General features: G+C 37.9%; 12 protein-coding genes. 8 read left to right on the top strand and 4 right to left on the bottom strand.

Translation table 11 applies throughout. The features are described from left to right. Window positions 1–159 precede the first annotated feature (159 nt). Together MSC25_RS15830 and MSC25_RS15825 are read right to left on the bottom strand one after the other, a co-directional pair. On the bottom strand, window positions 160–1,569 hold the full coding sequence (locus tag MSC25_RS15830; protein ID WP_223866400.1) for a HAMP domain-containing sensor histidine kinase: 1,410 nt from the start codon (window positions 1,567–1,569) through the stop codon (window positions 160–162). Continuing rightward, on the bottom strand, window positions 1,566–2,240 hold the full coding sequence (locus MSC25_RS15825; protein WP_024032693.1) for a response regulator transcription factor: 675 nt from the start codon (window positions 2,238–2,240) through the stop codon (window positions 1,566–1,568). The genes MSC25_RS15830 and MSC25_RS15825 overlap by 4 nt, the downstream gene beginning before the upstream one ends. Before the next feature lie 173 nt (window positions 2,241–2,413). On the opposite strand from MSC25_RS15825, the gene MSC25_RS15820 reads away from it, so the two are divergent. The 6 genes from MSC25_RS15820 (at window position 2,414) to MSC25_RS15795 (ending at window position 7,820) form a co-directional block, all read left to right on the top strand. Then, window positions 2,414–4,375, top strand: a complete 1,962-nt coding sequence (locus MSC25_RS15820; protein ID WP_055018895.1) for an LTA synthase family protein — start codon at window positions 2,414–2,416, stop codon at window positions 4,373–4,375. 2 nt (window positions 4,376–4,377) lie between these two features. Then, window positions 4,378–6,030 (top strand): phosphoethanolamine--lipid A transferase, encoded by a 1,653-nt coding sequence (locus tag MSC25_RS15815; RefSeq protein WP_096042867.1) that lies wholly within the window; start codon window positions 4,378–4,380, stop codon window positions 6,028–6,030. Beyond that, window positions 6,020–6,406 carry a diacylglycerol kinase gene (locus MSC25_RS15810; RefSeq protein WP_024032690.1) on the top strand — a complete coding sequence of 129 codons (387 nt, stop codon included), beginning with the start codon at window positions 6,020–6,022 and terminating at the stop codon, window positions 6,404–6,406. Before MSC25_RS15815 ends, MSC25_RS15810 begins: the two co-directional genes overlap by 11 nt. 378 nt (window positions 6,407–6,784) lie before the next feature. Further along, window positions 6,785–7,162: a MerR family transcriptional regulator gene (locus MSC25_RS15805; protein ID WP_010557530.1), complete on the top strand. Its 378-nt coding sequence runs from the start codon at window positions 6,785–6,787 to the stop codon at window positions 7,160–7,162. Between the two features lie 65 nt (window positions 7,163–7,227). Beyond that, a complete protein-coding gene (gene merC, locus MSC25_RS15800; protein ID WP_024601094.1) occupies window positions 7,228–7,617 on the top strand; it encodes an organomercurial transporter MerC in 390 nt (129 codons plus the stop codon). Continuing rightward, on the top strand, window positions 7,605–7,820 hold the full coding sequence (locus MSC25_RS15795) for a GDCCVxC domain-containing (seleno)protein (RefSeq protein ID WP_076916053.1): 216 nt from the start codon (window positions 7,605–7,607) through the stop codon (window positions 7,818–7,820). Before merC ends, MSC25_RS15795 begins: the two co-directional genes overlap by 13 nt. Window positions 7,821–8,241: 421 nt before the next feature. On the opposite strand, the gene MSC25_RS15790 is transcribed toward MSC25_RS15795, so the two are convergent. Both MSC25_RS15790 and MSC25_RS15785 read right to left on the bottom strand, forming a co-directional pair. Then, complete coding sequence (locus MSC25_RS15790) at window positions 8,242–9,639, bottom strand: heavy metal sensor histidine kinase (RefSeq protein ID WP_055018910.1); 1,398 nt, start codon at window positions 9,637–9,639, stop codon at window positions 8,242–8,244. Next, window positions 9,629–10,315, bottom strand: a complete 687-nt coding sequence (locus MSC25_RS15785; protein WP_004588805.1) for a heavy metal response regulator transcription factor — start codon at window positions 10,313–10,315, stop codon at window positions 9,629–9,631. The genes MSC25_RS15790 and MSC25_RS15785 overlap by 11 nt, the downstream gene beginning before the upstream one ends. A 166-nt stretch (window positions 10,316–10,481) precedes the next feature. On the opposite strand from MSC25_RS15785, the gene MSC25_RS15780 reads away from it, so the two are divergent. Further along, window positions 10,482–12,305: a copper resistance system multicopper oxidase gene (locus MSC25_RS15780; RefSeq protein WP_055011432.1), complete on the top strand. Its 1,824-nt coding sequence runs from the start codon at window positions 10,482–10,484 to the stop codon at window positions 12,303–12,305. Next, window positions 12,302–13,165 (top strand): copper resistance protein B, encoded by an 864-nt coding sequence (locus MSC25_RS15775; RefSeq protein WP_055011431.1) that lies wholly within the window; start codon window positions 12,302–12,304, stop codon window positions 13,163–13,165. The genes MSC25_RS15780 and MSC25_RS15775 overlap by 4 nt, the downstream gene beginning before the upstream one ends. Window positions 13,166–13,169: the final 4 nt, after the last annotated feature.

Here is a 13,169-nt window from a genome sequence, read left to right as displayed (position 1 = left end):
CAGACGCATTTATTCCATGAGCGGACAGTGATAACAACACCCAGCTAAGCCGCAGAAAAGGTGTTGATTGTTTTATAGCTGCCAGAAAATTAAGTATATAGGAGCCTCTTCACATAATTGTACACCCCAGCCTTTATTTCTATGTAGTTAGTGAATAAGCTAATCCGTAGTTAAGGCTAAAGAAAATGTAATTTTTTTGTCACTAACTTTCGCGCTTAATTGCGCATCAATTGCTTTACTAAGCGTCTTAGCGATTGATAGCCCTAATCCAAAGTTATCAATCGATGTTCTTGAAGTGTCTTTTTGCCATAATGGGTCAAATAATTGGTCTATATCGCTATCATTCAAAGGTTCATTAAGGGAATTAGTAACTGATAATATTAAGTTTTTATCCCTTACAACTCTCGTGGAGACTAAAATTTTTGAATCGAGTGGACTGTATTGTTTCGCGTTGTTAACTAAATTGCTAAAAATTGATTCAAGGGCAAACAAGTTGCTCATAATTGCTGGTGCATTTTCATCCAACTGCAAATTTACACGTGATAAATCATGGGTTTCCAGTATTCTGCTAATAACTTGATTTAAATCACAGGCATCTCGCTTGTTCAGCTTACCTCCCCCGTATTTATGTAATAGCAATAAATTTGAGACTATATTTTTAAGTCTCAGGCTTATCTTCAAAGCTTCAGGCTTAAAGTCATCATTGAGCTCTTTTTCATTTGGAAACCGTATGGAGACTTCTGCCATATTAATTAGTTCGGCAATGGGCGTTTTTATTTCATGGGCAATATCTGATGTGAGGCGCTTCTCTCTTAGGTAAAGTTGCCTGTTCTCTTTAATAAAGGCATTTAAACTTTCAACAATTGGCAAGAGCTCTTTAACTGGCTCTTTTATAAATATCTCTGAGCCTTCACTGATAATGCTTAACTGACTGATATCCTTATTTAATTGTACCAATGGCGCAAGTGATGTATCTATGGCCTTTCTGACAAACAATCGAATAAATACAATAACTGTAATCGTCGTGACTATAAAAATAACGTCAATCAACCAAAGTACAAAATCAACTTCCTCAGAGGATGCTGTATAAGCTAAAATCATTGACTCACCGTCTGTCTTTTTAGAGGTGTCAACTGATGCATTATCTTTTACTTGTGGTATAAAACGACTGTAAAAAATTCGGCCATCTCGACCATCAGGTAGTTGAATAGGTCGTATTTTTGATTCGCCAATTTCCAAGTTTTCAAATGGTAGGTTTTTAACCTCAAATAAATCTAAACTTTTTGAGCGGATGGAGGTACCTTCTTTGTTCCATATTTGAAAGTATTCGGGCTCAACTTCTCCTGCGAACTCAGGCATAAACTCACTGGAAAAATTATAGGAATAACCATTATCGGTCTTATTTACTAAGGTCTTTAACATACCTGCTTTAGATTGCAGGCTGCGATCAAACTCATTGTCTATCCAGCTATCAACAGCAATATCAGTGGCCAACAATATGCATAAAACTAACCCTGTTATAGTTACTGAGAGAGTAATTACTAGTTTACTGCGAATAGATTTCATCATTGCCCTTGCACAATATAACCAAAGCCACGTTTGGTTTGAATTGGTAGCTCTCCCCCTGCAACTCTTACTTTTTTACGAGCAGATGATAAATGGGCTTCAATCGAGTTTTTCGATATTAAATCATACTGTCCTGCAAGATAGGTACTTAGCTTTTCCGCACTAAACACTTTATTTTGATTGCTAAATAAACATTCGACAATTTTGTACTCGTTGGGTGTTAAATCAATAACGTTGTCAGAAACTTTTAGCAGTTTTAACTGTAAATTCAGGGCTAAATTATCAATAACTATAATATCACTGACCATTTTTAGTCCACCACGACGCATTAAATTTAAGAGTCGAGCGTGAAGTTCATCAAATGAAAAAGGTTTAGTGAGGTAATCATCCGCTCCGGTTAGAAGCCCTAAAACGCGGTCTTCAGGTTCTTGCTTTGCGGATAAAATTAAAACTTTAGTATCAAGCTGTTTTGTTCTTATGGTTTGCAGTACAGTGATGCCATCGATACTAGGTAGCATAATATCAAGTATTACAAGCTCATATTCACCTGTCATTGCCATACTCAACCCTTGTGAGCCATCACCGGTTTCATCCACCGCAAAGCCCAAATTTGTTAAGCCAACCCGTAAACTACGTCGCAGTGACCCTGAATCTTCAATTATTAATAACTTCATGTTCTATTCGTTCACCTGAAAATACATCTTAATCACTAGGTTACGCTATATAACTTAAGTTTTACTTAAGGCTTCCTTAAGTTTTTATAGTATAGCCATTATTAAGTTTATCATCAGGATTTCTTAAGTTTCGATTTTTAGTATTGCTGCAATTTTTAAAGACGAGTACAACTATGTCAGCAAATACTTCCGTTTTAAAACCCTTGTTACGTTTTACACTTATATTGTTATCAATCTTTATAACTTCCCGAATTGGGCTATTGATATGGCAACATTCAAGATTAAATGATGGTGATATTTGGCCAGTCATTTCAGGTGCTATCAAAATAGACTTAAGTAGCGTTGGATACTTAGCAACTATTGGAGTGCTGATATTGATGCTGCATGTAATTGCACGCTCTAAAACAAAGCTATTCCAGCGCATGTTTTCGCTTTACGGTAGCATTATTGCGACTGTTGTTGTTATTTTAGAAACATCAACAGCTGCATTCATCACTCAATATGATGTAAGGCCTAACCGGTTATATATTGAATATCTTGATTACCCACAAGAAGTATTCTCGATGCTAATTCATGGTCACCTTTTAGCAATGCTAAGTACATTACTTGTGGCGACAATAACAAGTATTTACAGCTATCGCCTTTTATATAGAGCATTCACAAAACCACAAGTACAGCCACTGAAAAAAGTAGCTAATTTATCTATTCTTATGGGTGTTTTAATACTTTGTTTCCTTGCTGCCAGAGGTACATTGAGCCACCGGCCACTTAACCCTGCATTAGTCTATTTTTCTCAAGATTCACTAGTAAATTCACTTGTTCTTAACTCCACTTACAGTGTTGCGTTTGCGCTGAAAAACATGGGTAACGAAAAAAGTGCTAGCAATTTGTATGGCACAATGCCTCATCAGCAAGTTATAGATATAGTCAAAAAGGCTTCTTATCGTAAGCAGTTTGTCACCGGAAATATTCCGACCTTGGCACACAACAAACCTTTTGTTTCTGGAGTTAAAAAAAACTTAGTAATTATACTTGAGGAAAGTTTAGGTGCCCGATTTGTTGGACAACTTGGTGGGTTAGGTATAACTCCTGAACTTGATGAGCTATATCAACAAGGGTGGGGGTTTGACAACCTTTATGCTACGGGAACGCGCTCCGTGAGAGGTATTGAAGCAATTACCACTGGCTTTATGCCATCTCCATCTCGCTCGGTAGTTAAACTATCTAAATCCCAGCATAACTTTTTTTCATTAGCTGATGTATTGAGTCAACAAGGTTATATTACCCAATTTATCTACGGCGGTGAAAGTCATTTTGACAATATGAAAAGCTTTTTCCTAGGAAACGGATTTAACGATATTGTTGACATCAACCACATTGAAAACCCTCAGTTTATCTCATCTTGGGGCGCGAGTGATGAGGACTTATTCCAACAAGCAGATAAGGAACTGACTAAACTAAGTAATGCGGCAGTGCCATTTTTTAGTCTTGTATTTACTTCGAGCAATCACGATCCATTTGACATCCCACAAGGTAAGGTATCGCTACCTGAAGGGTATAGCCCTGAAAACTATAAACGTGATCTTGCAATTAAGTATGCAGATTACGCACTAGGGAAGTTTATAAATAAAGCAAAAACACAATCGTACTGGAAAAACACCGTATTTTTGGTTGTGGCAGACCATGATGTGCGTGTTTTTGGCTCTGAGCCCGTCCCTTTAAAGTCTTTTCACATACCTGCGGTTATTTTAAACAGCGATATGAAGGCTAAACGCGACTCAAGACTTGTTAGTCAAATTGACCTACCAGTTACTTTGTTGTCACTTTTAGGAATTGAACAAGCAACTCCAATGGTGGGCTTTGATCTCACCAAAAATTATCCAGTTGAACGCGTGATGATGCAGTACTACGACAATTTTGCATACCTAGAAAATGATCGCGCTGTCATCCTAATGCCAAATCAACAAACTAGCTATTGGCGCTATAACAAAAAAACCAAAATACAAAAAAGAAATAAACCGGAAAACGCAGATAAAACGTTAGCTGAAAAAGCACTCGCTCATGTGTTATTTAGCAACTTAGCTTACACAGAGCAGCTTTATCGTTTAGCTGATAAAAATAGCGATAAGGAATAATTATGAAAAATGCTTTTAAAATTTTTAACATTTCGTCTTGGCATGTAAGTTATAGTCATTTCGTTTGCTTAGTTTCGATGTATATTGTTATCGTATTTAATGGCTTGTTTTTATACAACACCTTTATTGCTGCAACACAGCCAGGCCATATAAATTGGCTTTTTATCACGTCTATTCCTTTAATGCTTTTCTCATTGACTATTTTAGTTTTGAGTTGGTTGTCCTTAGTTACTTTTGTTAAACCCGTACTTTTATTTAGCGTTTTACTTTGCTCATTATTGTTTTATTCAACACTTAATTATGGCGTTATTTTTGACAAAAGCATGTTACAAAATATTGTTGAGACAAACTCAGGTGAAGCATTTTCATATTTAAATTTTCAGCTTGTAATATTTGTAGTTTTATTAGGAATTGTACCTACTTACTTATTTTCCAAGTTCATAATTATTGGTAGTTTTAGAGTACGTTTAAAGAGCTTTGTGAAGCTAAATCTATTTGCTTTGCTTTGTTGTGCTTTAATAGCAGCAACCTTTTATAAAGAGTACGCTTCTGTAGGGCGTAATAACCGACAGCTTACAAGCTATATCACCCCGTTTGCTTTTTATACAGCGGGTTATAAATATTTGAGAGATAATTACTTTTACCCCCCCCTACCTTTTAAGGTACTTGATAATTTACCAGCTTTAGAAAATAAAACGACCACCTCGCTAACAGTAATGGTTGTAGGAGAAACTGCTCGGGCTGCTAACTTTTCACTGCAAGGCTATAGTAGAGCAACGAATGCTTATACCTCTAAGCTAGGCGTGAAATATTTTAGTGATGTTTCATCATGTGGAACGGCAACGGCTATCTCCGTGCCCTGTATGTTTTCACGGCTTAATCGCAAAGAATATGATTCGCGCCTTGCTAATAGTCAAGAAAATGTCCTAGACATTATCCAGCGTAGTGGTGTTGAAGTGACATGGATTGATAATAATAGCAGCTGTAAAGGAGTGTGTGCTCGCGTCAAATCAGAAAACATTGAGCCGAACAAAAAGCACTCGCTCTGTGACGGTGATTACTGTTTTGATGAAATATTAGTCTCGAAATTCAAAGACAGAATAGCTAAAAGTAACGTTAAGCATAAATTGATTATTCTACATATGATAGGTTCACATGGGCCAACTTATTATCGTCGTTACCCTGAACACGCAAGTTTGTTTAAACCTGACTGCGATCGAAGCGATATTCAGAACTGTACTACAACAGAGCTAACAAACACATATGATAACACTATTGCATACACAGACAGGGTATTGAGCGAATTAATAAAAGTATTACAAGAAAGTAACGAAACGGAAAAATCACTCTTGTATGTGTCAGATCACGGTGAGTCACTTGGTGAAAAAGGCTTATACCTTCATGGGTTTCCTTATGCACTAGCACCAACCGAGCAAACTCATATCCCAATGATTTTTTGGAGTAATAAGCTTACTGACTCTGAATTCAATCGCTGTGTTGAGTTGCAACACTCAAAAACATTTTCACACGACAATATTTTTGACACTTTGCTTGGATTAACTCATGTAAATAGCAACCAATACCAACCTATATACGATATTTTTAACGCCTGTAAGGCCGAAGCCTACAATGAGGGAATTCCCAATGCAGTTTGATAATGTAAATAAGCCGTCAGGTATTAATCGAGTATTTTTAGCTTTTAAAAATTCACAGCGTGCATTTAAATGGCTTGCCAAAAATGAAGCTGCTTTTAAACAAGAGCTTTTATTACTTGCTTTATCGCTAACTATTATTTCTATTTGGCAGATAGGTATTTACGAAAAGGTCATGCTCCTAATCTCTGTTTTATTTGTGATATTCGCAGAGATTGTTAATACAGCAATAGAAGCAACAATAGACAGAGTTGGCTTAGAAATTCATCCATTGTCTGGTCTCGCTAAAGATTTAGGCTCCGCAGCAGTACTAATTGCTCTATTGATATGTTCAGTCGTCTGGGTTGCTGTATTTATAAACTATATTGGTTATTTTTAAAATTTATCCAATCTCAATGACCGCTGATCGCTCAAATAAGGCCCCGAAAAATGGCTCATATAGCTATCTAGGTTAACGCTTTCAAAAAACAGAAGTATATTTCCGATAACTACCTTTGAATTCCTGTAAACGGAAGTTTGCTTCCGAAATATAGCAATATTGGGTTAGAAACCGGAAGTTTACTTCCGTTTTGTACTTTAAGATTATAAGTTGGTATCTAATGAAAGCTCGGCAGTCCAACTCTTTTCTGCCCCAAGACGAGTTAACGTAAATGCTCTAAGGGCAGCTTTTAGTGAAAACCAGTCATTGTAGTTCGAGCAATTTTACTTCGTATTGATATACTAATGTCATGATTAAAGTTGATTTTATGGTTGGACGATGAAAACAATAGGCAAGTTGGCTAAAGAACTTGATATAGGCGTAGAAACTATACGGTTTTATGAGCGGGAAGGCTTGATAAAACAGCCTCAAAAACCTCAAAATGGTTATCGTGTCTATGACGACTCAATCACCAAACAATTACAATTCATCTGTAAGGCCAAAGCACTTGGCTTTACTCTAAAAGAAGTGGCTTCATTGATGTCAATGGATGGCGATTGTGCCAAAGTAGAATCCCTAGGCTTGCTGAAATTGAACGTAATTCAAAATAAGATAGCTGACCTTCAACGCTTAGAAGTCGTCATAAAAGAAATGACTAATTCATGCCGCAACAATAACGATCAATCCCACTGCCCAATAATCGATTCGCTAAAATAGTATTGACTCCGTACCTACCTACGGAGTTCATACTCAAATCATTCAAATAATGTTAGACGTTAAAAATGATTAATAAGATTTTAGATAAAGTTAGCTCAGGTGGTGTTTGGCTTGCGGCTCTTAGTTGTACGGGGTGCTTCCCCGCACTCGGCTCGTTAGCATCAGCATTAGGATTAGGCTTTCTCTCTCACTTTGAGGGAATTGCTGTAAATACCTTGTTACCTATATTTGCAACTCTGGCATTGTTGGTAAATTTGTATAACTGGTATAAAAACCAAAATCATGCGAGAGGTATTCTTGGGGTTATTGGCCCTATAGCGGTTTTGTTAACCCTCTATCCACTATGGCAATACGAATGGAGCACTTATTTGTTTTATGTAGGTATTTGTTTGATGATTGTAATGTCCGTATTAGACATTGTTAAACCTTTGAAGGAGCAAACATGCAAAGTATAGAGTTAAATTCTACCATTACTTGCCCTGAGTGTGGCTTCAGTAAAACTGAAGAAATGCCAACCAACGCTTGCCAGTGGTATTATGAATGTGAATCTTGCAAAGTTCTCCTAAAGCCTTTGAAAGGCGATTGTTGCGTATATTGCTCTTATGGAACAGTGAAATGCCCGCCAATTCAAGAAGGTCAAAGTTGTTGCGATAGCTAAATGACAGTCTATTAATGGCAATGAGAAGGCATAAAAAGAAATAGTGAAATGTCAGCAATCGTATCATTGCAGCCTTTATCACTAAGTCACTCAAGGGCTGCTTTTGGCACAGAGCCGTCCTTCAGCTCTAACTCATTTTTGTCCAAAAACGAGTTTACCCGACCCTCCGCTTTTCGCTCAAATAAGACCCCGAAAAATGGCTCATATAGCTATCTAGGCCAACGCTTTCAAAAACAGAAGTATATTTCCGATAACTACCTTTGAATTCCTATAAACGGAAGTTTGCTTCCGAAATATAGCAATATTGGGTTAGAAACCGGAAGTTTACTTCCGTTTTGTACTTTAAGTTTATAAACCGGTGTTTAATGAAAGCTGGGAAGTCTAGAGGTACAAGCAAACATTGGGTTATTAAATTTAATAATTAGCTTTTAGCTAAATTTAGAAAAACTTTAAAGCTGGTAGTTTGATTATTTGAACTGACCTCTATATTTCCACCGTTTGCTTGCGCTAGAGCTTTAACTATTGCAAGCCCTAAACCAGCTCCATCGCTGTGTCGTTGGCGCGATTTATCGGGTCGATAAAAGCGGTCAAATAAATAAGGTAAATGCTCAGAAGGTATTCTCTCCCCAGTATTAATCACTGAAATACATATTTTTTCAGCGGTAAATATTTCACTATTTACTGTGATTGATGAGCCTTTTGGGGCATACCTTATTGCATTGGATAGGAGGTTTGATAATAATTGGCGAAAGTGTAATTTGTCACAATAAAAACAAAGGTTTTGACCTTTTTTCTTAAATGTAATCAATGAGTCTTCAGCCAAAGCATCAAAGTACTCAAATAATGCTTCAATTTCATCATGGCTTTTTAGAGTATTTTGAACGGGTTTAACCAGTCCATTCTGAGTTTTTGCAAGCCAAAGCATATCACTAACCATCTTAGTTAGTCGTTCCAGCTCTTCTAGATTAGAAAACAATAATTCTTGATACTCTAACAACTGTCTTTTTTTAGATAAACCAACCTGTGTTTGAGTGATTATATTTGTTAGTGGAGTACGTAACTCATGCGCAATATCACTAGAGAAATTTGATAAACGAATAAATTCACCTTGGAGCCTGTCGAGCATCGAGTTAAACGACTGCACCATATTAACAAGCTCAATAGGCACTTTATTTTCATCAAGCCTTACATCCATCTTATTAGTTTGGATGTCATGCATTTTCTGACTCAAACCTCGTAAAGGGTTCAATCCTTGATGTATAGCAAACCAAGCCACCAATAAAATGAGTACCGCAGAGCCAAACATAATAGCCCAAAGACTTTGTTGAAATTGATTGAGAAAGTGTAAATGAAAGCTCATGTCTATCGCTGTAGTAATTTTGTATTGCTGTTGCCCAGTACTTAAATTACTCACCAGAGCTCGGTAGGTGTGGGTATCATTTTGCCATGAGGTAATGTTGTTACGGTTAAAGCCAGCTGAAGCATTAGCACTCATTACAAAATCACTAAAATCTCGTTCAGAACTTTGAAAAATGAGCTCTCCTTTTGCGGTATTTACCTGATAGTAAACACCGTGATGACCCGCTACAGCGTTAGATAATTCATTTTTAAGTTTCAGGTTTGATTTATACTGTTGTCTTAAAACTAATTCAATAGATTGATTAATAACATGCAGTTCACTACTATCTTGCTGGAAAAAATGATGTTTTATCGAACTATTTATTAAGGTGGCAACTAAAGTTAAGCACGCAATAACGGTTACAGCGACAAACAACACAACACGCATCGTAAGTGATAAAGGCCGTGACTTAATAGCCATCAGTTTCAACCTCTAATTTATAGCCCATACCACGAACCGTATGAATTAATTTAACAGTAAAGTCATCATCAACTTTTGCTCTTAGCCTACGAATGGCAACATCAATCACATTGGTGTCGCTATCAAAATTCATATCCCATACTTGAGAAGCAATTAACGAACGTGGCAGTACTTCACCTTCGCGCCGTAACAATAGTTCAAGTAAGCTAAACTCTTTATTACTCAATAAAATACGCTTGCCTGCACGTTGTATTTTTCGCTTTGGAATATCCATTTCTAAATCAGCAACTATCAGTATATCGTCAACTGTTTGTACTACACCACGGCGAATAAGAGTGCGTACTCTTGCTAAAACTTCAGCAAAAGCAAAAGGCTTTATTAAATAGTCATCAGCACCAAGTTCGAGCCCCTTTACTCTATCGTCTATACTATCGCGAGCAGATAAAAATAGTACTGGGGTTTTGTTATCTGCTTCACGTAGCGACTGTAAAATTTTCCAACCGGATACGTCAGGTAACATGACATCAAGTATTATTACATCAAATAAGTCGGTCATTGCTAGGTGATGACCGTCAAGTCCATTGCGCGCCAAAGAAACCTGAAAACCAGCTTCACTTAGTCCCTGTTTTAAATAATCTCCTGTCTTTGATTCATCTTCAACAACTAATAAGCGCATACAATTCCTTCATTAAAGTCCTAACAACTACCTCTGCAAATATTATGCAGTATCTGTCACTACAGCAACATGACACCAACATTACAACTTTGTAATGTTCGCGTCATGTTTAAGACAGGTCTATTTTCTATACTCAATACATATTCTGGTATGAAGGAGTAAGGAAATGGGGTTTAAAAAGTCATCACAACAGGTTAGCACACCACGAAGACGATTTGTTCAAGGCTTAATTGCAGGAGGTGTACTTGCTGCTTTTCCGAGTGTATTACATGCTGCATCATCTTTAGTAGCAGGAACAATAACAGGCACTGTGCCCGAACTTAGCGGCAAAGTAATTGATCTGGTTATAGATGAATCGCCGGTTAACTTTACTGGCGTAGTACGTATGGCGACAACTATCAATGGCTCTATACCCGCCCCTACCTTGCGCCTCAAAGAAGGCGATGACGTTACTATTAGAGTAACAAATAAGTTATCAGTACCGAGTTCAATCCATTGGCATGGTATTATTTTACCGTATCAAATGGATGGCGTACCTGGTATCAGTTTTAAAGGCATTATGCCTGGCGAAACCTTTGTTTATAAATTTAAATTACAACAAAGCGGGACATATTGGTATCACTCACATAGTGGCTTTCAAGAAATGACTGGCATGTACGGTGCATTAATTATTGAACCGCGAGAAAAAGATATTATTAGTGCAGATAACGAGCATGTTATTCAATTATCTGATTGGACTGATGATGACCCAATGGCGCTGTTCCGCAAATTAAAAATACAGAGTGATGTATTTAACTTCAATCAGCCCACTGTTCCAGAATTTTTTGATGACGTTTCAAATAGCGGTGTTTCGAATGCTTTGCAACGCCGCAAAATGTGGAATCAAATGAGAATGAATCCTACAGATTTAGCTGACTTATCTGCATCAGCAATGACCTTTTTAATGAACGGTAGTACGCCAATGTCAAATTGGCGAGGAATGTTTAAAGTTGGAGAAAAAGTAAGACTTAGGTTTATTAATGGCTCAAGCAATACTTTTTTTGACGTTCGTATTCCCGAACTAAAACTAACAGTTGTACAAGCTGATGGGCAAAACGTTGAACCAGTGACAGTTGATGAATTTAGATTCGGCCCTGGTGAGACCTACGACGTAATTGTTGAGCCTAAAAATGATGCCTATACGATTTTTGCTCAAAGTATGGATCGCTCTGGTTACGCAAAAGGAACTTTATCAAGCTCGCCTAATATTGATGCGCCAGTACCTGCACTTGACCCTGTTGAATGGTTAACGATGACCGATATGATGGGCAATATGACCCACGGCGGTGAGCATTCTGCAATGGCAGGTATGGCTGGCATGTCAGGTATGAACTCTAAAGAAATGGATCATAGCGCTATGGAGCACGGTGCAATGGCGATGGATCATAGCAAACATGGTATGTCTGAAAACCCATTGGCAGTTGCCAGCCCTAAAGTGCGTCATGCCAAAACGGAGTATGGAGCTTCAGTTGATATGCGCGTTGATATGCCTAGAACAAATCTTGATGATCCTGGTATTGGTTTACGTAAAAATGGTCGCCGTGTTTTAACACTTGCAGATTTACACTCACTTGAAGGGATCACTAACCAGCAAGAGCCAGAAGCTGAAATTGAGTTGCATTTAACCGGAAATATGGAACGTTATAGCTGGTCATTTGATGGCTTAGAATTTGGTAAAAGCACGCCAGTGCATATGAAGCATAACCAACGTTTAAGAGTTATTTTACAAAACGATACCATGATGACGCACCCTATGCATCTGCATGGTATGTGGAGTGATTTAGAAAACGAGCAAGGTGATGTGCAAGTGCGACGTCATACAATACCTGTTCAACCCGCACAAAGAATCAGCTTTTTAACCACCCCTCACGATGTAGGGCGCTGGGCTTGGCATTGCCATTTATTATTCCATATGGATGCCGGCATGTTTAGAGAGGTAGTCGTATCATGAAACAATTAAAACTATCTAAATCATTTAGTTTATTAATGTTAACTGGGGCTTCATTAATTAGTTTCCCTTTATTAGCGCAAAGTGAAATGGCACAAATGAATAGCGCTAAGATGCAACCACAAGGAGGAAGTGCACCTAAAGATGCAAGAGACCCCCATGCTTACTCTGCGGGAACAACTTTAACAGAAGGCCCATATGCGCTTGAGGGCAATGAGCGATTAACACTCGCTGATGAGCATCCATTTTACGCATTACTAGGCGATCGTCTTGAATATAACGAGCAAGCAAACGCAGGTGTATTTGACTTACAAGCATGGTACGGCACTACCTTTGATCGATTGGTAATTAAAACCGAGGGTGATTTCAGCGAAGGAAGTATTGAAGAAAACCAAACCGATATTTTATGGGGTCACGCCGTATCAGCATATTGGGATACTCAAGCAGGTGTTCGTCTTGATTACAATAAAGAAGGTGAAAATCGGCAATGGTTGGCTTTTGGCTTACAAGGTTTAGCCCCTTATTGGTTTGAACTTGATATGACAGCATACGTAGGTGAGCGAGGCAATACCGCATTTACGTTAGAGGCAGAGTACGAACTACTACTCACGCAAAAGCTAATTATACAACCGCGAGCCGAAATTACACTTTATGGCAAAAACGATAAACAAAACGAGCTTGGAAGTGGCCTATCAAGCAGCGCGATTGGCTTTAGGGTTCGTTATGAATTTACACGCCAGTTTGCGCCCTATATTGGCGTTGAATGGAGCAATAAATTTGGCAATACCGCCGACTATGCCACATCAAGTGGACAAAGTAGCAACAACACCGCATTTGTTGCGGGTATTAAATTTTGGTTTTAATCAT

Origin of the sequence: Pseudoalteromonas sp. 1CM17D (assembly GCF_023161805.1) — a bacterium.
Classification (GTDB): domain Bacteria; phylum Pseudomonadota; class Gammaproteobacteria; order Enterobacterales; family Alteromonadaceae; genus Pseudoalteromonas; species Pseudoalteromonas atlantica.
The sequence above is the reverse complement of the archived record's forward strand: the minus strand, read 5'-3'. Positions and strand labels throughout refer to the sequence as shown.